The organism is Nocardia sp. XZ_19_231, assembly GCF_015355705.1.
Lineage (GTDB): Bacteria > Actinomycetota > Actinomycetes > Mycobacteriales > Mycobacteriaceae > Nocardia > Nocardia salmonicida.
Window position 1 is genome coordinate 175,109 of sequence record NZ_JACUZI010000006.1, and the last position, 20,228, is coordinate 195,336.

18 protein-coding genes and 1 pseudogene are annotated in these 20,228 nt (G+C 68.0%); 15 read left to right on the top strand and 4 right to left on the bottom strand.

Translation table 11 applies throughout. The features are described 5' to 3' along the window. Positions 1 to 5: 5 nt before the first annotated feature. Positions 6 to 686: a TetR/AcrR family transcriptional regulator gene (locus tag IBJ82_RS25990; RefSeq protein WP_194828611.1), complete on the top strand. Its 681-nt coding sequence runs from the start codon at positions 6 to 8 to the stop codon at positions 684 to 686. A 3-nt stretch (positions 687 to 689) separates the two neighbouring features. Here the strand turns inward: IBJ82_RS25990 and IBJ82_RS25995 are convergent, their stop codons facing one another. Next, on the bottom strand, positions 690 to 1,607 hold the full coding sequence (locus IBJ82_RS25995; RefSeq protein WP_194828612.1) for an alpha/beta fold hydrolase: 918 nt from the start codon (positions 1,605 to 1,607) through the stop codon (positions 690 to 692). Between the two features lie 61 nt (positions 1,608 to 1,668). Between IBJ82_RS25995 and cynR the strand changes: the two genes are divergently transcribed. Beyond that, complete coding sequence (cynR, locus tag IBJ82_RS26000; RefSeq protein WP_194828613.1) at positions 1,669 to 2,550, top strand: transcriptional regulator CynR; 882 nt, start codon at positions 1,669 to 1,671, stop codon at positions 2,548 to 2,550. Positions 2,551 to 2,591: 41 nt separating this feature from the next. On the opposite strand, the gene IBJ82_RS26005 is transcribed toward cynR, so the two are convergent. Continuing rightward, entirely contained in the window at positions 2,592 to 3,356 is a 765-nt protein-coding gene (locus IBJ82_RS26005) for an ankyrin repeat domain-containing protein (RefSeq protein WP_194828614.1), read from the bottom strand. 285 nt (positions 3,357 to 3,641) lie between these two features. Between IBJ82_RS26005 and IBJ82_RS26010 the strand changes: the two genes are divergently transcribed. The 4 genes from IBJ82_RS26010 to IBJ82_RS26025 are packed head-to-tail and all read left to right on the top strand — an operon-like array spanning position 3,642 to position 6,537. Further along, positions 3,642 to 4,511: a nuclease gene (locus tag IBJ82_RS26010; RefSeq protein ID WP_194828615.1), complete on the top strand. Its 870-nt coding sequence runs from the start codon at positions 3,642 to 3,644 to the stop codon at positions 4,509 to 4,511. Between the two features lie 44 nt (positions 4,512 to 4,555). Next, a complete protein-coding gene (locus tag IBJ82_RS26015) occupies positions 4,556 to 4,774 on the top strand; it encodes a three-helix bundle dimerization domain-containing protein (RefSeq protein ID WP_194828616.1) in 219 nt (72 codons plus the stop codon). 57 nt (positions 4,775 to 4,831) lie between these two features. Next, positions 4,832 to 5,917, top strand: a complete 1,086-nt coding sequence (locus IBJ82_RS26020) for an S-(hydroxymethyl)mycothiol dehydrogenase (RefSeq protein ID WP_194828617.1) — start codon at positions 4,832 to 4,834, stop codon at positions 5,915 to 5,917. Further along, positions 5,911 to 6,537, top strand: coding sequence for an MBL fold metallo-hydrolase (locus tag IBJ82_RS26025; RefSeq protein WP_194828774.1), 627 nt, complete (start codon positions 5,911 to 5,913; stop codon positions 6,535 to 6,537). The genes IBJ82_RS26020 and IBJ82_RS26025 overlap by 7 nt, the downstream gene beginning before the upstream one ends. 15 nt (positions 6,538 to 6,552) lie before the next feature. Here IBJ82_RS26025 and IBJ82_RS26030 read toward each other — a convergent pair whose 3' ends face one another. Beyond that, complete coding sequence (locus IBJ82_RS26030; protein WP_194828618.1) at positions 6,553 to 6,891, bottom strand: DUF6223 family protein; 339 nt, start codon at positions 6,889 to 6,891, stop codon at positions 6,553 to 6,555. Between the two features lie 247 nt (positions 6,892 to 7,138). Here IBJ82_RS26030 and IBJ82_RS34835 point away from each other — a divergent pair. The 3 genes and pseudogenes from IBJ82_RS34835 to IBJ82_RS26040 form a co-directional block, all read left to right on the top strand. Further along, positions 7,139 to 7,771: pseudogene (locus IBJ82_RS34835) on the top strand (histidine kinase dimerization/phosphoacceptor domain-containing protein); the annotation flags it as partial. Positions 7,772 to 7,973: 202 nt separating this feature from the next. Then, positions 7,974 to 8,231 (top strand): ATP-binding protein, encoded by a 258-nt coding sequence (locus IBJ82_RS35485; protein ID WP_370585494.1) that lies wholly within the window; start codon positions 7,974 to 7,976, stop codon positions 8,229 to 8,231. After that, entirely contained in the window at positions 8,228 to 8,890 is a 663-nt protein-coding gene (locus IBJ82_RS26040; RefSeq protein WP_194828619.1) for a response regulator transcription factor, read from the top strand. The genes IBJ82_RS35485 and IBJ82_RS26040 overlap by 4 nt, the downstream gene beginning before the upstream one ends. A 3-nt stretch (positions 8,891 to 8,893) precedes the next feature. Here IBJ82_RS26040 and IBJ82_RS26045 read toward each other — a convergent pair whose 3' ends face one another. After that, entirely contained in the window at positions 8,894 to 9,337 is a 444-nt protein-coding gene (locus tag IBJ82_RS26045; RefSeq protein ID WP_194828620.1) for a MarR family winged helix-turn-helix transcriptional regulator, read from the bottom strand. Between the two features lie 166 nt (positions 9,338 to 9,503). Between IBJ82_RS26045 and IBJ82_RS26050 the strand changes: the two genes are divergently transcribed. From IBJ82_RS26050 to IBJ82_RS26075, 6 genes are all read left to right on the top strand, one after another. Continuing rightward, positions 9,504 to 10,778, top strand: a complete 1,275-nt coding sequence (locus tag IBJ82_RS26050) for an acyl-CoA dehydrogenase family protein (protein ID WP_194828621.1) — start codon at positions 9,504 to 9,506, stop codon at positions 10,776 to 10,778. Continuing rightward, the gene (locus IBJ82_RS26055) at positions 10,775 to 12,208 is read left to right on the top strand and encodes an LLM class flavin-dependent oxidoreductase (RefSeq protein ID WP_194828622.1); all 1,434 of its coding nucleotides are present in this window, start codon (positions 10,775 to 10,777) and stop codon (positions 12,206 to 12,208) included. The genes IBJ82_RS26050 and IBJ82_RS26055 overlap by 4 nt, the downstream gene beginning before the upstream one ends. Before the next feature lie 157 nt (positions 12,209 to 12,365). Beyond that, positions 12,366 to 13,748, top strand: a complete 1,383-nt coding sequence (locus tag IBJ82_RS26060; protein WP_194828623.1) for a styrene monooxygenase/indole monooxygenase family protein — start codon at positions 12,366 to 12,368, stop codon at positions 13,746 to 13,748. A 209-nt stretch (positions 13,749 to 13,957) separates the two neighbouring features. Further along, positions 13,958 to 15,625 carry a fatty acyl-AMP ligase gene (locus tag IBJ82_RS26065; protein ID WP_194828624.1) on the top strand — a complete coding sequence of 556 codons (1,668 nt, stop codon included), beginning with the start codon at positions 13,958 to 13,960 and terminating at the stop codon, positions 15,623 to 15,625. Between the two features lie 11 nt (positions 15,626 to 15,636). Next, entirely contained in the window at positions 15,637 to 15,903 is a 267-nt protein-coding gene (locus IBJ82_RS26070; protein WP_056821273.1) for an acyl carrier protein, read from the top strand. Further along, a complete protein-coding gene (locus IBJ82_RS26075; protein ID WP_194828625.1) occupies positions 15,900 to 20,219 on the top strand; it encodes a type I polyketide synthase in 4,320 nt (1,439 codons plus the stop codon). Before IBJ82_RS26070 ends, IBJ82_RS26075 begins: the two co-directional genes overlap by 4 nt. Positions 20,220 to 20,228 lie beyond the last annotated feature (9 nt).

Genomic DNA, 20,228 nt, shown 5'->3' on the forward strand with positions numbered 1-20,228 from the left:
ACACTGTGACTGTGTCCGAACACGACGACGGTCGCCGCTACCGCGGCGCCGCACCGGGGCAACGTCAACAGGATCGCCGCGCTCGGCTGATCGAAGCGGCCACCGAGGCCTTCGGCGTCGACGGCTACCGCAACACGACGGTCACCACGATCTGCGCTGCGGCCGGCGTCGGCAAACGGTACTTCTACGAATCTTTCACCGATAGTGAAGATCTGCTGCTCGAGGTGTATCGCGAGACGGCCGCGAGAATGATCGAGGCGATCCATACCGGGCTCAGTGATCCCTACGCCGATGTGGATACTCAGGTGCGCGTCGGCCTGACCGCGTACTTCCAGCTCATCCTCGACGACCCGCGGGTTCCCCGGATCGCGTTCTTCGAGATCCTCGGTGTGAGCCCCGCGGTCGACCGGGCCTACTACGGCGTTCTCGACGCCTTGGTCGACATCTGCATGGCCCTGGTCACCCCGCACGTCGACCTGGCAACCCATCCCGCCGTCAATGTGCGTACGGTGCTGTTCGGACTGGTCGGCGCCATCGTGATCATCGCCCAGAAGTGGGTGCTCGACGAATACCGCCAGCCGCTGGCCGATGTCGTCGAAAGCGGGTGTCTGGTGATCAGCGCGGTACTGACGCGGATCGGACCGGACAGCAAGCCCACCCGCTCCATCGAGCGCGGCGCGAACTGACCGTCAGAATCCCGCGGTGAATTCGGCGAATCGCCGGGCGATCCGCTCGGGGTATTCACCGTTGATCGCGTGCGAGGCGTCCGGCCAGACCTCCACCTGCGCGCCGGGGATCAGGCGGGCCGTGGCGGCGGCCTTCGCCGAGTCGTGGACGATGCTGCGGCCCGCGAACAGGGCGAGGGTCGGCACTGTGATCGCGCGCAACTGGTCCTCGGTCGGGCGCGCCAGCAACGGCTGCGCACCCCGATAGTCCTTCATTCCGGAGGCGATCAGCCGACCTTCCGGCACCGACTCGTCGACCGGGACGCCACCGGAGATCCAGCTCAGCAGCTTGTTGCGCAGACTCGCGGGCATCATCGGGATCGCGCTGCCGAGCGAGACGACGATCATCTTCCAGCTCAACGACGCGAAGGTATTGGCCGGGTCGAGCAGGGTGATCGAGGCCGTGCACTCGGGTCGGTGCAGCGCGGTCTGCACGGCGAGGTTCGCGCCGATGCTCACGCCGAGCAGATGGGCACGCGGAACACCAAGTCCCGCGATCGTTTCCGCTATCCAGGCCGCCTGGTCGGCCCCGTCGGTCAGCTCGCGGCGCTGGGTGCTCGCGCCCGGCTCGCCGATGCTGTCGACCGACCACACCGTGCGCCGCTCCGCCAGACTCGCGAGGTTCGACCTCCACATCGGTGTCGAGGCCTGGCGCCCGGACAGGAGCACGACGGGAATGTCACCGCCGGGTCCGAATCGATACGCGCGGACCGGTCCGAAGGAGGTCGAGATCGCGGCCATCGCATCGGGTTTCGGCAGCAGCGCCATGCCGGCCACGTAGGCGGCGGCGAATCGGTCGAAGCCTCGCCGATCGGCGAAGTATCCGACCTTGCCCGTGGGTCGACCGATCGCGGGATGCAGGAACAACGAGTCCGCGGCCATGGGGCGAGGATAGCTGTCGGAGGTCCACGATGAAGCCGGCCATCGCGCGTATTCTCTGGCGGTGACGCCAGAACTCCGGCACCTGCGCTATCTGGCCGCCGTCGCCGAACACGGGAATTTCACCCGGGCCGCCGAGGAACTGCACGTGTCGCAGCCGACGCTGTCGCATCAGATCAAGCAGCTCGAGCGCGCCGTGGGGGCGGTGTTGCTCGACCGGGCCGGGCGCAGTGTGCGGCTCACCGACGCGGGCGCGGCCTACCTCGCGCATGCCCGCCGAGCCGTCGACGAGGTCGCCGCGGCCCAGCGGTCCGTGCACGACGTCACCGATCTCAGTCGCGGCGTGCTCCGCTTCGCCGCGACCCCCACCTTCACGCCGTATCTGGTCGGCCCGCTCATCGCGCGATTCCGGGCGCGCTATCCGGGGATCACTGTCGAGTTCGGCGAGTCCTCCCAAGACGCCATCGAGTCGGAGCTACTCGACGACCACATCGATCTCGGTATCGCCTTCGATCCGCCGCGTCTGCCCGGCATCGTGGCCGAGGCGCTGTACGAGGAGGCCCTGGCCGCCGTGTTGGGCATCGCCGCGCACCCCGACCTACCGGAGACCATCACACCCGGTGATCTGGTCGGCCACGATCTGGCCTTGCTCAATTCGTCCTTCGCGACCCGCCATCACATCGACAGCTACCTCCACATGCACGGCGTCTCGCCACGAATAATCTTGGAGGTCAACTCGATTCAGGCACTACTCGAGGCGGTATCCGACACGAACCTGGTGACGATCCTGCCCGAGGCGGTCACCGACACCCACTTGCGGCTGGCTCGAATCCCGTTGCAGCCCAGCATGCCTCGGCGAACCGTCACCTTGCTGCGCGCAGCGGAAACCCACCGCAGCGCCGCCGCGACGGCTTTCGCCGAACTGCTGCGCGAGAACGTGCGGTGAGCTGCCCGCGACGGCACGGTGCCCGAGACAGCGGTGCGGTTTCAGCGCAGCAAGGCGACAATCGCGTCTTGATCGAGGCGTTCGGCGTTCTGTAGCGCGGTGCGGCCGTCGGCGTCGCGGATCTGCGGATCGGCACCCGCGGCGAGCAGCGCGGTGACGGTTTCCTGGTAGGGCTGCGAGCCGTCGCCGTAGACGATCGCCTCCTGCAGTGCGGTCCACTGCGGTGTGTTCACATGATTGACGTCGACGCCCGCGGCGATCAACATCCGCACGGTGCTCACATGCGCGTGCTCGCTCGCCGGGATGAGCGCCGTTCCGCCGTAGCGGTTCACATTGCGCAGGTCCGCGCCGTGGCGCAGGGTCGCGGCGAGGATCTCGTCGAGGCCCTCGGCGCCGGCGTACAGGTAGGCGGAGTCCTGGAGGTCGTCCACGGCGTTCACGTCGGCGCCCGCCTCGATCAGCGCCACCGCCGCCGCGCTCGCCTTGTTCTTGGTGGCGGCGACCAGTGGTGTGCGCCCGTTGTCGCCACGCGTCTCCATGTCGGCGCCGCGGGCGATCAGGTCGCGGACCCGCGCGGGGTCATCCGCGACTGCCGCGTCGTAGAGGTCGTCGTCGAGTGCATGGTCGAGCTGCCTGGTCTGCGGTGCGGCGGTGGGCCCGTCCGGCGCCGTCGAGGCCGGTGGTGCGGTAGCGGCGGTTTCCGGGGTCCCCGGATCGGCGGAGCAGGCGCCGATGCCCACCGCGAGGACCGCGAGCGCGAGCACTGCCGCGCGGGGGCCACGAACTGTCGGGCGAGCCGCATTCATCAGGTGTCTCCTCTGGTCAGGTCACCCTCCACCGTGCCCACCCGGTGCCACCGCGTCCAAGACGCGGCGTCGATCACCACCATCGACAGCGTCTATGTCCTGCGCGAGCGGAACAGTGATGACGGTCGGATGAACAGCACCGGACCATCGCCGATGCGTATTGCCCTGTGCGACAACTGTGCCCAGACTGGGTGTCTGTTCGACAGCGTGGTCGAGATCCCTGCCGCCCCACGCGGTTTCCCACGCCCGCCGGGTCGGCGAACAGGACGAGCGTAAGGACGCGCGATGCCGTTTCTGCTGATCTCCGGAGTATTCGTCGCCAAAGGCGCACAGCCCGATGGTGATTCGGTGCGATTCCGACCCGATGACCTCGCCCTGTGGGACCGCGTCGGCGGTCCGCATCGAGTCAAGCGCAACGCCTCGGGGGCCGCGCAGTTGCGCCTGGACGGCATCGATTCGCTCGAAACGCACTACACGCCCCGGCACGGCACCCGTGTGCATCAGCCGCTGCCGCTGGCCCATGCCGCCGCCGAGGAATTGCTGGCGTGGTTGGGGTTCACCGGCGTGGTGCGCAACGCGAACGAGACGGTGACCAGCACAGACCAGGCCGACGTGCCCGGTTTCGTCCTGACCCGCGGCGCCGACCTGCACGGGCGATGCGTCGCGTTCGCCGGGCGAGGGCCCGCACCCGGCGCCTCCGGCAGTGAGACCTTCGTCGACGTCGCGCTGCTGCGACTCACTCTCAACCACCATCAGCTGGCGACCGGCCTCGCCTATCCCACGTTCTACCGCAGCCTGTTTCCCGCCTTGCGCGAGGAGTTCGCCGCCGTCGCGGTCGCCGCCGCCACGGCCGGGCTCGGCGTCTGGCCCGCCGACGCGACAACCTCCGGCGCCGCGCTGACCGCGCCGACTTCGCTGACCGACGACGTCGTCCTGCTCCCGAAACTGTTCCGACGCCTCGCCGACTATCTCGCACTCGGCGACGGCGACCTGTCGCTGGACGGTTTCCCCGCCTTCCTCGCCCAGGCAGCCGACCGATACTTCATCCTCTCCACCGGACACTCCACCACCGGCCTCGACGCGATCACCGTGATCGACAGTGCGACAGTCCGCCTCACCCACCCGCCGACCGATCTGGTTTTCGACGAAAAGTAGATACCTACCCGTTGATCGACCTCGTCTCCGGGTAACCCTGGAATATGACTACTCACGAGAACCGCCAACTCGACGAGGTCATCGAGCGGTTGATCATTCGGTACCCGACCATCGCGCCCGCCGAACTCGAAGACATCGTCCACAACGTGTACGACGCGTTCGGCAAGGTGCACATCCGCGACTATGTTCCGTTGCTCGTCGAGCACCACGTCAAGGAAGAACTCGGCCCGCCGACGGGCGAGATCCCACCCATCCCGAACTGATCGGACGCGCGGCCCCGCTAGCGTTGGCGTCGATACGTCAACCAAGAGGAGGTCCGCATGCCAGACACCGTCCGCGCAGTCATAGCCCGCGCGAAGGATGCGCCCGTCGAAACCGTCGACATCGTGATTCCCGATCCGGGACCCCACGATGTGGTCGTCCGCGTCCAGGCCTGCGGTGTGTGCCACACCGACCTGCACTATCGCGACGGCGGGATCAACGACGAGTTCCCGTTCCTGCTCGGTCACGAAGCTGCCGGTGTGGTCGAGACCGTGGGCGCGGCCGTGACCCACGTGGCCGAGGGTGACTTCGTCGTCCTCAACTGGCGCGCGGTCTGCGGTGAATGCCGAGCGTGTCGGCGCGGACGCCCCTGGTACTGCTTCGACACCCACAACGCCAGCGTCCCGATGACGCTCACCGACGGCACCCCGCTCACCCCCGCCCTCGGGGTGGGCGCGTTCGCCGACAAGACCCTCGTGCACGAAAAGCAGTGCACCAAGGTCGATTCCGAGACCGACCCGGCCGTAGCGGGTCTGCTCGGCTGTGGCGTGATGGCCGGGATCGGCGCCGCCATGAACACCGGCAATGTCTCGCGCGGCGACAGCGTCGCGGTGATCGGCTGTGGTGGTGTGGGTGACGCGGCCATCGCCGGTGCGCGCCTCGCCGGTGCGGGCACGATCATCGCGATCGACCGTGATCAGCGAAAGCTGGACTGGGCTCGAGACTTCGGTGCCACGCACACCATCGACGCGACCAGCGAGGACGTGGTCGAGCGGATCAAGGAACTCACCGACGGTTTCGGCGCCGATGTGGTGATCGACGCGGTCGGCCGACCGGAAACCTGGCAGCAGGCGTTCTACGGGCGCGACCTGGCGGGCACGGTCGTGCTCGTCGGTGTACCGACTCCCGATATGAAGCTGGAGATGCCGCTCATCGACTTGTTCTCGCACGGCGGCGCGCTGAAATCCTCCTGGTACGGCGACTGCCTGCCCGAGCGCGACTTCCCGATGCTCATCGACCTCTACCGCCAGGGCCGACTGCCGCTGGACCGGTTCGTCACCGAACGGATCGACATCGACGGGGTCGAGCAGGCATTCGCCGCGATGGCTCAGGGCCAGGTGCTGCGTTCGGTGGTGGTCTGGTGACCCGCATCGAAAGAGTCGTCACCTCGGGCACTTTCGAGCTCGACGGTGGTACGTGGGATGTCGACAACAATGTCTGGCTCATCGGTGACGACAACGAGGTGCTCGTCATCGACGCCGCCCACGACGCCGACGCCATCGCCGCCGCGGTCGGCAACCGTCAGGTCACCGCCATCCTGTGCACGCACGGCCACAACGACCATGTGACCGTCGCCCCGGAACTGGCCGGGCGCCTCGACGCGCCGGTCCTCCTCCACCCCGGCGACGAACCGCTCTGGCGCATGACCCACCCGAATGCCGACTACCGCTCCTTGGCGGACACCGCGCGAATCACGGTGGCGGGCATCGACATCGACATCCTGCACACCCCCGGCCACTCCCCCGGCTCGGTCTCCCTGCACGTCCCCGATCTCGCTGCCCTGTTCACCGGCGACACCCTGTTCGCGGGCGGCCCCGGCGCCACCGGCCGCTCGTTCTCCGACTTCGACACGATCATCGATTCGATCCGTGACCGGTTGCTCACGCTCCCGGAGGAAACGACGGTCCACACCGGCCATGGCGACACAACCACCATCGGCACGGAGCGGCCAGCGCTCGCGGATTGGATCGCCCGCGGACACTGACCTGACGCCGGCTGATCAGCGGTGGGTGCGGGCACGGGTGCCGAGTGCGATGGCGGACAGACCGAGGAAAATCGCGATCGCCGCGCCGACGATGCCGTTTCCGGTGCCCGGACCGCCGTCCGCGGTCGCGAAGCCGATCGTCCCGACGACGGCCGCGACCGCGCCCGCACCGATCGCGATGAACGATCGGGCGGGATTCCCGGTGCGCACCATTGCCCAACCACCCACGATCACGGCGGCCAGGCCGAGGAACGCGGCCGAAGTCGCGATGAGGCGGTCAGTCGTCAGGCCGTGAGAGTCGGCGAGCGTGGTCGCCGCGGTGACGGCGGCTGCGGTGAGCGGGCGGACGGACATGGGGTTGCTCCTCGTCGTGCGTAGCCGGTCGCTCGATGATGGCGCCGGTTCCGTTAGGGATGGGTTCCATCGTCGGCGAGGAGCGGTCGCTCGGTCATCGTGCGGCTGTGGACAATTCGAGGTGACCCGGGTGCGGTATGGACTACCGCGAATGCGGCAGGAGCTGCGCGGATACCGCGTCCGCAGTAGTCGGTGGATCACCCGTGAGCGGGATTCGCCACGACCGCGAGCGGGCTAGGGTTTCCGCATGGGCCGAACCGTCGACTGGGTGATCGCCGTCGGCGTGGCCGCGGTGCTTCTGGTCACCGGGCTGAGCCGCCAGCACTCACCTACCGATCTCGACTGGCTCGGCTACGCGTTGCTGGTCGCGGGCGGGCTGGCGCTTGTCGCGCAACGCCGGGCGCCGGTGGCGGTGCTGGTCGTGACCGGACTGTGCGCGCTGGGCTACCAGGCACTCGGCGTCGATGTGCCCGCAGTCGCCTTCTTGTTCGCGGTGTATTTCGCGGTCCGCGCGGGCCATCGGACGGTCACCGTGCTGGTCTCGGTGGCAGCGCTCGCCGCCCTTCCACTCGCGGCGCTGGCCGCCCTGCACGACACCACCCAAGCGCTCGCCCGCGCTCGCGACACCCTCGAGATCGCCTGGCTCATCGCGGCGGGCGCCGCCGGTGAAGCGCTACGCCAAGCCGAGCGGCGAGCCGACGAGGCCGAACGCACCAGAGAGGAGACCGCGCGACGGCGGGCCGACGAGGAGCGCCTGCACATCGCGCGCGAGCTGCACGATTCACTCACCCACCAGATCTCGGTGATCAAGGTGCAATCCGAAGCCGCGGTCCACGTGGCGCGCAAGCGGGGCGAAGAGGTCCCGGAGGCACTGTTGGCCATCCGCGAAGCCGGTCGCGAGGCCGCCCGCGAGCTGCGCGTGACCTTGGAAGCGCGACGACGACACCTCGCCGCGCCCCGGCCTCGCCCACGTCCCCGATCTGGTGGAGCGCGTCCGCATCACGGGCTTGGACGCGACGCTCACGGTCGAGGGTACGCGGCAGAACTTGCCCGTCGCGGTCGACCGGACCGTCTACCGGATCGTGCAGGAGTCACTCACCAACGTCGCCCGCCACGCCGCCGCGACGACCGCTACGGTCCGCATCGATTACCGCCCAGACAGTCTCGTCGTCGATATCGAAGACGACGGCAGCGCGAAACACACAGCGGCACCGGTTCCCGGCGTCGGACTGCTCGGTATGCGCGAACGTGTCACCGCGCTCGGCGGCCACCTCCACGCCGCGCCACGAACCCACGGCGGCTTCGCCGTGCATGCCGAATTGCCGGTGGACAGGACATGATTCGCGTTCTGCTGGTCGACGACCAACCCCTCATTCGCAGCGGCTTCCGCGCGCTCCTCGACATCGAGGACGACATCGAGGTGGTCGCCGAAGCCGCCGACGGCCGCGAAGGTGTCGAGCTGGCCCGAACGCATCTGCCCGACATCGCTCTCATCGATATCCAGATGCCGGTGGTGAACGGCATCGAGGCCACCCGCCGCATCGCCGCCGATCCGGCACTGTCCGGCGTTCACGTCGTCATCCTGACCAATTACGGGCTCGATGAATACGTCTTCGACGCGCTGCGAGCCGGCGCCGCGGGCTTTCTCGTCAAGGACATCGAACCGGAGGACTTCCTCCACGCCATCCGCGTAGCCGCCCGTGGCGATGCACTGCTCGCGCCCTCGATCACCCGCCGACTGATCCACCGCTACGTCACCCAGCCCCGCACACCGAGCCCCGGCGCCGCCCTGGACGAACTGACCACCCGCGAACGCGAGGCGGTCGTTCTCGTCGCGCAGGGCATGTCCAACGACGAGATCGCCCTCCACATGGTGATCAGTCCGCACACCGCGAAAACCCACATCAACCGAGCGATGACCAAGCTCCACGCTCGCGACCGAGCCCAATTGGTCGTTCTCGCTTACGAATCCGGACTGGTCGTCCCCGGAACCCCGTGAAGCTCAGTCACGGAGGTCGGCCACGGAATCCTGGTAGGCCACGGCCGCGCGCTCGAAATAATCGAAGAGCACTTCGCGCTGCTGCGGGGTGTAGCTCGCGATGATCTCGCCGATCCGACGCCGAGCGGGGGCCAGCACCTTGTCGAGCTCGGCGGGCTGATCGATCGGTTCGACGATGACCTTGCGCCGGTCGCCCGGGTCGGCGGCACGGCGTACGTACCCGGCCTGCTCGAGGCGGTCGACGAGACGGGTGGTCGGGCCGGTGGTGAGTCCGGTGCGGGTGCCGAGCTCGCCCGGTGTCATCGCGCCGTTGAGTGCGAGGATGTTCAGCGCGTACAGGTCTGTCGCGTGCAGATCGACTGCCTTCGCGCCCGCCTGAGCGTGCAGCACAACCGAACTCAGGTACCGGCGAAAGATCGCGCTCAAGTCGTCGTCGGGTGTCGACATGCTTGCCTCTCACTTCGTCCACGCAGACACTTCGTCGTCAATGATAGATCTTGTCCGCAGCGACCGCGCACGTCAACGCTCTCAGCGGTGCCGCCTGCGCGCGTCCGTTGTGATCGCGCTGCGCGCAACCCGTGAATCCGGCATCCCCCTGCGCGATCGTGGGTGGATGACTTCCACCGCCGCGCCATCGACCACCGATTCCGAGCTGGACGCCATCTTCGCCCCGATCTTCGACCGGATCGCCACCGGCGCGGTCGAGCGGGAGGTCGACCGGCGGCTGCCGTTCGACGAGGTGGGCTGGCTGAAGGAGGCCAAATTCGGGGCGTTGCGGGTGCCGGTCGAGTTCGGTGGGTACGGCGTAAGCGTGCGTCAGCTGTTCCGGCTGCTCATCGACCTGGCCGCAGCCGAGTCGAATCTGCCGCAGGCACTGCGGGTGCACTGGTCGTTCGTCGAGGATCAGATCCTGGCGGAGGCGGGGCCGGAGCGGGAGCGGTGGTTGCGGGCGGTGGCGGCGGGCACGCTCGTCGGCAACGCGATCACCGAGCCGGGGGTCGGCGCGGTCGACCGGTATCGCACCCGGCTGACCCGCGACGGTGACCGGCTGCTGCTCAACGGCGTGAAGTACTACAGCACCGGATCGCTGTTCGCCGATCACATCCTCGTCGCGGCCGACAGCGACGGTGAGCGGCTCGGCGTACTGGTCGACGCGAAGGCCGAGGGGGTTGTGCAACACGACGACTGGGACGGTTTCGGGCAGCGGCTCACCGCGAGCGGCACCACCGAGTTCACCGATGTCGTCGTTGCCGAAGACCGTGTCCTCGGCCCCGGCTACGGTGTCGCGGGCCCCACCTACGGCACCGCCTATCTGCAACTGGTGCAGCTCGCGGTGCTCGCGGGGATCGCCGCGCGCGCCGAACGCGACGCCAGGGAATGGGTGAGCGCGCGCACCCGCACCTACACCCATGGCTCCGCCGATCTGCCGCGCGAAGACCCGCTCGTCCAGCAGGTGATCGGCAAGCTGTCGGCCGCGGCGTTCACCGCGCGCGCGGCGGTTCTCGCGGTGGCGGATGTGCTCGACCGGGTGCTCGACGCCGGGGCGAAGGACGAGCGTGATCTCGTGGCAGCCGAATTGGCCGCCGCGCAGGCACAACTCGGGGTGATCGACATCGTGCTCGCCGCCACCACCCAGTTGTTCGAACTCGGTGGGGCCTCGATCGTGTCCGAACAGCTTCGCCTTGATCGGCATTGGCGCAATGCCCGCACCATCTCGGTGCACAATCCCGCCATCTTCAAAGCCCGTGCGGTCGGCGACTACCTGCTCAACGGCACCGAGTTGCCGTTCGGCTGGAGCGCGGGCGAGCGGAAGACCGGCACAACGGCTTCCGTGAATTCGGAGCCGGCGAATTCGAGCACGGTGCGTCCCGAGGCGGCATCGCGATGAGCAGGCCGATCCGGTTCAACGCCTTCGACATGACCTGCGTCGCCCACCAGTCGCCGGGGCTGTGGCGGCATCCCGAGGACCAGTCGCACCGCTACACCGACATCAGCTACTGGACCGAGCTGGCGAAACTTCTCGAGCGCGGGCGCTTCGACGGGATCTTCATCGCCGACGTCCTCGGCACCTATGACGTGTACGGCGGCAACGACATCGCCGCGCTGCGCCAGGGCGCGCAGACACCGGTCGCCGATCCGCTGCTGCTGGTATCGGCGATGGCGGCGGTGACCGAGCACCTCGGTTTCGGGATCACCACCGGTACCGGTTTCGAGCATCCGTTTCCGTTCGCCCGTCGTCTGTCCACCCTCGATCACCTCACCAACGGCAGGCTCGGCTGGAATGTGGTGACCGGGTACCTACCTTCCGCGGCAAGGAATTTCGGCGCCGACGATCAACTCGACCACGACGAACGCTACAACCAGGCCGACGAATATCTCGAGGTGCTCTACAAGCTCTGGGAGGGTTCGTGGGAGGACGACGCGGTGGTGCGCGATGCCGAACGCGGCATCTACACCGATCCGGCGAAGGTGCACCACATCGGCCATTACGGCAAGCACTACACGGTGCCGGGGATCCACGTTTCCGAACCGTCACCGCAACGGACGCCGGTGATCTATCAGGCGGGCGCCTCACCGCGCGGCGTACGGTTCGCGGCTGAGAACGCCGAGGCGATCTTCATCGCCGGTCCGTCGAAACGAGTGCTGGCGCAGACCGTTTCACGTGTGCGCGACGCGCTAGAGGCGGCAGGACGTGACCGGTACGCGGCCAGGATCTACGCGCTGGCCACCATCATCACCGACGAGACCGACGAGGCGGCGCGGGCCAAACGCGAGGAATACCTGTCCTACGCGAGCATCGAAGGCGGGCTCGTGTTCATGTCCGGCTGGATGGGAATCGATTTGTCGCGGTACGACCTCGACGACCCGATCGGCGACGTGCAGAGCAACGCCATCCAGTCGGCGGTCGCGGCGTTCCAGGAATTCGACGACGACGGCCGCGAGTGGACGGTGCGCGATATCGGACGCTGGGCGGGTATCGGCGGGATGGGCCCGGTGTTCACCGGATCCGGCGAAACGGTCGCCGACCTGCTGCAGGAGTGGGTCGCCGACACCGACCTCGACGGGTTCAACCTCGCCTACGCGATCACGCCGGGGACATTTGAAGACATTGTTCGCCATGTCGTTCCGGTGTTGACCGAACGTGGGGTCTACCGCACCGAATACGAGCCGGGCACCTTGCGCAACGCCCTGTTCGGGGCCGGTGATCGGCTCCCGCCGGAACATCGTGGGACCGGATATCGACTCGGCGGCCCCCGTTCCACCGTGCTGCCGCACTCGGAGTCGCGACCCGAATCCGTGGAGGCACCCGCCAGCTGACCTCCCGTCTCCGCCGATCAGCGCCGGGACCGGCCGTCCCGGCGCGATCGGCGCGTGCCGGTCGATTGTCCAAATACTTTGCGGCACAGAATATTCGGATCGATTCCCGCTGATTGCAACACTCATCATCGAGCGAACGTAAGCGCACCATTTCGGTATGACATCGCAGACTCCCGTTTCCCGCTCCATTCGTTCGGCCGCGGTAATCGGCGCCGGCCAAGCCGGCGTCACTGCGGCGCTAGGACTTCTCGACGCCGGTTTCACCGTCAGCCTCTACAGCGACCGAGATCAACGCTCTCTCCGTAACGACGTACCCGCCACCGGCACCGCCCTGGAATTCGGCGAGACCCAGCAGGCCGAGGCCGCGCTCGGACTCGACAGCTACACCGGTCGCGCACCCCGCCACACCGGGCTCAGCGTGCGCATCGCCGGACCGGAGAACGCCGAACTGATCGCCTTCGACGGCACCTTCGACGGTTACGTCGGCGTCGCCGTCGACACCCGCCTCAAGGCCGACGAACGGCTCACCACCTTCATCGAACGTGGCGGCGATTTCGTCGTCGAACCGGTCACTGTCGAATCCCTCGACGCCATCGCCGCCGCCAACGAGCTCACCCTCGTCGCCACCGGCCGCGGCGGACTGGCCGATCTGTTCCCGATCGACGAAGAGCGCACTGTCTACGACAAGCCGCAGCGCTCGCTGCTCACGGTCACGGTCACGGGCCTCGGCTTCGACTCCGGGGTGTTCGCGCACCGCAGCCCGGCGGGCGGCGCGCACAGCCTGTTCTCCATTCTGGCCGAACAGGGCGAGGCGTGGTGGGGGCCGTACCTGCACAAGGACGCGGGCCCGAGCTGGGCGTTCCTGGGCTGGGCTCGCCCCGGCAGCGATTGGGAAACCCGTTTCGCCGCCGCCGATTCCGCCGAATCGGCGCTGCAGATCGTGAAGGACCTCTACCGCGACTACATCGACTGGGACCTGCCGGAAGTGCAGGCCACCCAGGTGATCCCCGAAGACCCGCACTCGTGGCTCAAGGGCGCGGTCCGACCGGTCGTGCGGGCCGGGGTGGGACGCACGGCGGGCGGCCATCTGGTCGCCGCCCTCGGTGACACCGCGGTCGCCTACGACCCGGTCGCGGGCCAGGGCGCGCAGAGCGGGCTGATCCAAGCGCAGCGCTTGGTCGCGGCCGCCGCTGTGCACGACGGACCGTTCGACGAGCAGTGGATCACCGACCAGTACGCCGCGTTCCTCGCCGCCCGCAGCGACGCCGCCGCCAAGGTGACCAGGCTGTTCCTCAGCGACCCCGAATTCGGCGACATCGGCGGCCAGTTCTTCGCCACCGCCGCCGTCGACCCGAAGTTCGCCTCGGCCCTGGTCGGCCTGCTGCACCGTCCACAGCCGTTCCTGCCCATCGACTCACCCACCGACGCCGCCGCCTACATCACCGAGGTCACCGGGGCGGACGCGGGCGAGTTGCTGGCGAAGTTCGCACCGGCCGGCCGTTTCGAGCGCTCGACATTCGCCCCGGCCGCCGTCGGGTAACGGCCACGATCCGGCTGACCTGGGCGTGCACGCCCAGGTCAGCCGGTTGGTGTCGGGTGAGGCGCGAGTTCGGCTGCCACACCCAAGGGTGGACAAAGGCCACCCCCGGGTTCGCTGGGTGATACCTGCGGGCACTATCCCCATCGCCACAGAGAGCGGATAGTCATAGTCAACCCCTATGACTTTCTCCCCTGTGAAGGAATGGCGACATGCAGCCCAGTTACGTGCACTACGTCAGGCAGCAAGTTCTCGCCTATGGAGAGACCCGCTCCTACACCTACCTCCGTGAGGCGGGCCGCGAGCTCGTCGAGGAGACCGCCACCTACCGCGACCTCGATCGCGACGCCCGGGCTGTCGCCGCGTGGCTGGCCGCCCGCCCGGAATCGTCGGAACCCGTCGTCCTGCTCTACCTCGACGGTATGGCCTTTCTGCGGGCCTTCCTCGGCTGCCTCTACGCGGGCGTCATCGCGGTGCCCGCCCCCCTGCCGCACGACGAGCGCAGCACCCGACGCGTCGCGGGCATCATCGCCGACGCCGACGCCCGCTTGGTTCTCACCACCGCCAACTTCCAGCCGATGGTCGCGGCGGCGACCACCGCCGTCGTCGCGGCGACCGACGAAGAATACGGCGACCCCGACGCGTGGCAGATGCCCGATATCGACACCGGGACCATCGCGTTCCTGCAGTACACCTCCGGCTCGACCGGCACGCCGAAGGGCGTCGTCGTCACCCAGGGCAACCTGCTGCACAACGAAGCCGCGATCTGCTCCTCGATCGGGATCGACGACGCCTCGACCGGCGTCACCTGGATCCCGCAATTTCACGACATGGGCCTGATCGGATCGCTGCTCGCCTCGATCTACGCCGGCGCGAACCTGGTGTTCATGTCGCCCACCACCTTCCTCAAGCGCCCCGTGCGCTGGCTGCAGGCGATCGACAAGTACCGCGCGACCTGCACCGCCGCCCCGAACTTCGCCTACGAACTGATCGCCAAGCGCGTCACCGACGAGCAATTGGCCACCCTCGACCTGTCCACCCTCGAGGTGGCGTTGTGCGGCGCCGAGCCGGTCCGGGAACGAACCATCGCCGCGGTGCGCGAACGATTCGCGTCCGCGGGGTGGCGCCCGACCGCGCTGCTGCCGGCCTACGGTCTGGCCGAGGCGACGCTGCTCGTCACCGCGGGACCGGTCGACGCGCAGGCTGTCGTCACCGATGGGCCCGACAGCTTGCTGGTCGGTTGCGGACAACCGGCGCGCGGTTTCACCGTCCGCATCGTCGACCCGCACACCGGGCAGCAGGTCGTCGACGACACCGTCGGCGAGATCTGGGTCCAGGGCGACAGCGTCGCCGCCGGCTACTGGAACCGGCCCGAGGAGACCCGGCACACCTTCGACGCGCATCTCGGCGAGGAAGGGCCGTTCCTGCGCACCGGCGACCTCGGAATGCTGCGCGATGGCGAACTGTTCGTCACCGGACGGCTCAAGGACCTGATGATCATCAACGGCCGCAACCTCTACCCGCAGGACGTCGAGGAAGCGGTGGAGCAGTTGCACCCCGCGCTGACCACCGGCGTCGCCGTCTCCGTCGAAGCCGGTGGCCGGGAACGACTCGTCGTCGTGCAGGGCATCAAGACAGCGCTGCTGCGCGATACCACCCTCTCCGAGCTGACCTCGACGATCAAGATCGCGGTCGCCCGCGGTTTCGACGTCCCCGCGCCGAGCGTCGTCCTCATCGAAAGCCGCTCCGTGCACCGCACCACCAGCGGCAAGGTCCAACGTGCCTCGATGCGTGAGGCATTCCTCGACAACAGCATCTCGACCGTCCTGCACGAAGATCTCGAACCGGCCCTGAGCCGATCATCGACCGCAACCCGCTGAGGAGCCGAAACATGTTCAGCACCATCGACACCCACTCCACGACCGTCCAGGACTGGCTCATCGACCGCGTCGCCGACTACACCGAACGCGCACCGCACCAGGTGGACCCCACGATCCCGCTCGCCGAACTCGGCATGGACTCGGTGTCGGCAGTGGCCCTGTGCGGTGAGATCGAGGACCGTTGGATGCTCGACATCGACCCGACCCTGGTCTTCGAATACCCCACCATCGCGGCCATCGCCACCTACCTCACCGCCGAAATCGCCGTCGCGGCATGACCGACATCGCTGTCGTCGGCCTCGACTGCCGCTTCCCGCACGCCGCCGACCCGGCGCAGTTGTGGCAGCTGCTGATCGACGGCCGCGACGCGATCTCCGAAGTCCCGTCGAGCCGCTGGAATGCCGACGACTTCCACGACCCGGCAGGCGCACCCGGCACCATCAACACCCGCAGCGGCGGATTCATCGACGACGCCGACGCGTTCGACGCGGAATTCTTCGGCATCACCTCCCACGAAGCCGAGTCGATGGACCCGCAACAACGCCTGCTCCTGCAGGCCACCTGGCGAGCGTTCGAGGACGCCACGCTCGATCCCCGCGCGCAATCCGGCTCGCGGACAGGGGTTTACGTCGGGGTGATGGCCAACGAATGGGCCAACCTGCAGATGAGCGACTACGCCGCGATCACGCCGCAGCACGGATCCGGCAACGGATATTTCATGACCGCGAACCGGCTGTCGTATCAGTTCGACCTCGCGGGGCCGAGTATCGCCGTCGACACGGCATGCTCCTCCTCACTGGTCGCGGTCCATCTCGCGTGCAATGCCCTGACGTCGGGCGATTGCGACCAAGCCGTCGCCGGTGGCGTCAATCTCGTGCTGACCCCGGCGGTCGGCGTGTTCTATACCCAGGCAGGTCTTTCGGCCCCGGACGCACGGTGTAAACCGTTCAGCGGCAACGCCGACGGGATCGTGCGCGGGGAAGGCGTCGCGGTACTCGTCCTGCGACGCCTGGCGGACGCCGAGGCCGAGGGGCTGCCGATCTACGCGGTGATCAAAGGCAGCGCGGTCAATTCCGACGGGCGCAGCAACGGCATCACCGCGCCGAACCGGTGGGCCCAGCAGAAGGTGATCGGCGAGGCCTATCTGCGGGCCGGCGTCCAGCCCGATGACATCGACTTCATCGAGGCGCACGGCACCGGAACAGTTCTCGGCGACATGATCGAGGTCAAGGCGCTCGGCAAGCTGCACGCGAGCAACCGGGTGCGGCCCTGCGGAATCGGATCCATCAAGGGCAATCTCGGCCACACCGAGGGGGCCGCCGGTGTCGCCGGACTTATCAAGGCTGTCCTCAGCCTGCATCACGGCGTGGTCCCGCCGTCGAGGTTCGCCGACCAGGAGAATCCGCGGCTACAGATGACACAGCAGGGCCTGCGTCTGCTCGCCGACCCCATGCCCCTCGACGGACCCGCGCACTGCGGCGTGAGCAGCTTCGGCCTCGGCGGCACGAACGTGCACATGGTGCTGGCGAGTGCCCGCACCACCGAGACACCCGCGACATCCGGCGCGGGGGTGCTCACACTCTCGTCGGACAGCGAAGACGGCTTGCGGCGCAACGCGATTCGATTGTCGGAGGAGTTGAAATCACTGCGGCACAACCACTTCGACCAGCTCTGCTGGACGAGCAATCAGGTGAAGTCGTCGGGCCGCCACCGGCTCGCCGTCGTCGCCCGCGATCGCGACGAGGCGATCGCGCAGCTGAGCACCGGTCCGCTGTCCGGTGTCGCGCGGCCGGCGCGCGTGGGCTGGATGTTCACCGGCCAGGGGGCGCAATTCCCCGGCATGGGGCGCGCGCTGCACGAGGCGAGCCACGGATTCCGGCAGGCGCTCGACCTGGTCGATGACGCTATGGCCCCCTATCTCGGCCGCTCGGTCCGCGAACTGTTGCTCGACGAGCACGCCGACGTCGACCCCACCGCGCTCGCCCAACCGGCGATCTTCGCCATGGAATACGCCATCGCCAAGACACTCGCCGACCTCGGCATCCGACCCGCCTGGCTGATCGGGCACAGCATCGGCGAATTCGCGGCCGCCGCGGTGGCGGGCGTGTTCGATCTCGACGACGCCTGCACACTGGTCACCGCGCGCGGGCGGCTGATGCAACGTCTGCCGGCGGGTGGCGCGATGCTGGCCGTCCGCTCCACCACCGAGCGGATCGCTGATCTGCTCGCCGCCGAACCCGCTGTGGTGCTCGCCGCAGTCAACGGCCCGGAGGATCTCGTCCTCTCCGGCGAGGCCGAGGCGCTGTCCCGGATCAGTTCGGCCCTGCGCGCGCGTTCGGTGATCGCGAAGCCGCTCACCGTGTCACACGCGTTCCACAGTCCGCTGATGGCGCCGATGCTAGCCGAGTTCGAAGCCGTCGCCAGAACCTGCGCCTACCGCGCCGCCGCCCTGCCGATCTACTCGACCGTGCACGGCCGACCTCTCGACCCCGACGAGGTGATGGATGCCGACTACTGGACCGAACACGTCCGCGCCACAGTACGTTTCGGCGACGCCGTGCACGCCGCGCTCGGCACGGACCCCACCCATCTCGTCGAGATCGGACCGCGCCGGGTACTCGCCGCGTCGGTGCGCAGGATCGATCCCGAGCTCGGCGCGCGCTACCTGTCCCCCAGCCCCGGCCCGAGCGCGACCGGCGACGAACTCGCCGCCACCGTGGCCTCGCTCTACTGCGACGGTCTCGACCCCCAATGGAACGAACTCTACGAACCCGGGCAGCGTGTCCGTCGGCGCCTGCCGGTGTACGAGTTCTCTGTCGCGCACCGATTCTGGGTGGAACCACCCGCTGTCAGCGAGGTCGGCGCCTCGGCATTCGATCCGAAATCCATACCGGCACAATCACATACCGAGGCAACCATGATCGATCCACTGATCGCTCTCTTCCGTGAACAGAACGCCGTGCTGGCAAGCCTGCTGGCAGCTCCTGCCGAATCACGTGGACCGGATCTCGACATCGGTACCGCGCGCGGCGCTCTCGCACCGGACGCGGTCGCGGGGATCGTCCGCGCGGAACTGGCCAGGGTGAGCGGGTTTCCCGCCGACCGGCTGCACGACGCCCGAACACTCGGCGACGGACTGGGATTCGACTCGCTGATGCTCACCGACCTGTTCGCCGGTCTGGCCCGCAAACTCCCCGGCACGACCATCGACCCGACCCTCATCACGGGGGAAACGACACTCGGCGACGTCATCGCCCACTTCACCGGTCAACTCACCGATTCGCCCGCCGAGACGAACCCGCTTGTCGCCCCGCTCACCCAATCGCCCGAAACCGTCTCCCCCGCAACCGAAGCCAGGCCGACCACCGTCGAACCCGAATATCTGATATCCGACTTCGCCGAGGTGCGAGCCATCGCCGACCGGCTCGCGGGCGCCGAAGCGCTCGGCCTTTCCAACCCGTACTTCCTGATCAACGACGGCGTCACCAGGGATACCTCGTTCATCGGCGGCACCCAGGTGGTCAATTTCGCCAGCTACAACTACCTGGGAATGTCGGGCCACCCCGCGGTCGTCGCCGCCGTCCAGGACGCCGTGGCTCGCTATGGCAGCTCGGTCTCGGCCAGCCGCCTGCTCTCCGGTGAGAAGCCGATCCATCGCGAACTCGAGGCCGAACTGGCCGCCCTGCTCGGTACCGAGGACGCGATCGCGCTGGTCGGCGGCCACTCGACGAACGTGACGATCATCGGCCATCTCGTCGGGCCCCAGGATCTGGTGATCCACGACAGCTTGGCCCACGACAGCATCTTGCAGGGCTGCCAACTGTCCGGCGCGACCCGCAGACCGTTCCCCCACAACGACCACGCCGCGCTCGACGCGTTGCTGACCGAGATCCGTCACCAATACCGCAGGGTGCTGATCCTCATCGAAGGCGTCTACAGCCAGGACGGCGACATTCCCGATCTGCCCGCGATCATCGAGATCAAGAAGAAGCACCGGGCACTGCTGATGATCGACGAGGCGCACAGCGTCGGGGTGCTCGGCGAGACCGGCGGTGGCATCGGCGAATACTTCGATGTCGACCGCCGCGACGTCGAACTGTGGTCCGGCACGATGTCGAAAGCGCTCGCGGGCTGCGGTGGCTATGTGGCGGGCAGCGCGGACCTGGTCCGGTTCCTGAAGTACACCACCCCCGGCTTCGTCTACAGCGTCGGAATGACACCGATGAACGCCGCCGCCTCCCTGGCCGCGATGCGCCTGTTGCGTGTCGACCGCGAGCCACTCGACCGCCTGCGACGCAACTCCGAACTCTTTCTGCGCCTTGCCCGCGAGGCGGATATCGATACCGGCGACAGTCTCGATACCCCGATCATCCCGTGCATTGTCGGCGACTCGATGCGGACGCTGAAACTGTCCACGGCACTGCTGCGCCGCGGGATCAACGTCAACCCGATCATCTATCCGGCCGTCCCGGAAGACCTGGCCCGACTCCGCTTCTTCGTCACGGCCTGCCATACCGAAGATCAGATCCGCGAGACCGTCACCGCCCTCGCCGAAGAACTCGCCCGGCCCGCGCACGACCTCGTCGACCACTAGGCTTCGTGC

Bases quoted from the DNA above. Each gene is read 5' to 3' on its own strand.
- IBJ82_RS26070 (WP_056821273.1), top strand. From the start codon at position 15,637: ATGTTCAGCACCATCGACACCCACTCCACGACCGTCCAGGACTGGCTC.
- IBJ82_RS26040 (WP_194828619.1), top strand. From the start codon at position 8,228: ATGATTCGCGTTCTGCTGGTCGACGACCAACCCCTCATTCGCAGCGGC.
- IBJ82_RS25995 (WP_194828612.1), bottom strand. From the start codon at position 1,607: ATGGCCGCGGACTCGTTGTTCCTGCATCCCGCGATCGGTCGACCCACG.
- IBJ82_RS26015 (WP_194828616.1), top strand. From the start codon at position 4,556: ATGACTACTCACGAGAACCGCCAACTCGACGAGGTCATCGAGCGGTTG.
- IBJ82_RS26010 (WP_194828615.1), top strand. From the start codon at position 3,642: ATGCCGTTTCTGCTGATCTCCGGAGTATTCGTCGCCAAAGGCGCACAG.
- IBJ82_RS26030 (WP_194828618.1), bottom strand. From the start codon at position 6,891: ATGTCCGTCCGCCCGCTCACCGCAGCCGCCGTCACCGCGGCGACCACG.
- IBJ82_RS26005 (WP_194828614.1), bottom strand. From the start codon at position 3,356: ATGAATGCGGCTCGCCCGACAGTTCGTGGCCCCCGCGCGGCAGTGCTC.
- IBJ82_RS26055 (WP_194828622.1), top strand. From the start codon at position 10,775: ATGAGCAGGCCGATCCGGTTCAACGCCTTCGACATGACCTGCGTCGCC.
- IBJ82_RS26045 (WP_194828620.1), bottom strand. From the start codon at position 9,337: ATGTCGACACCCGACGACGACTTGAGCGCGATCTTTCGCCGGTACCTG.
- IBJ82_RS26050 (WP_194828621.1), top strand. From the start codon at position 9,504: ATGACTTCCACCGCCGCGCCATCGACCACCGATTCCGAGCTGGACGCC.
- IBJ82_RS26065 (WP_194828624.1), top strand. From the start codon at position 13,958: ATGCAGCCCAGTTACGTGCACTACGTCAGGCAGCAAGTTCTCGCCTAT.
- IBJ82_RS26020 (WP_194828617.1), top strand. From the start codon at position 4,832: ATGCCAGACACCGTCCGCGCAGTCATAGCCCGCGCGAAGGATGCGCCC.
- IBJ82_RS26060 (WP_194828623.1), top strand. From the start codon at position 12,366: ATGACATCGCAGACTCCCGTTTCCCGCTCCATTCGTTCGGCCGCGGTA.
- IBJ82_RS26075 (WP_194828625.1), top strand. From the start codon at position 15,900: ATGACCGACATCGCTGTCGTCGGCCTCGACTGCCGCTTCCCGCACGCC.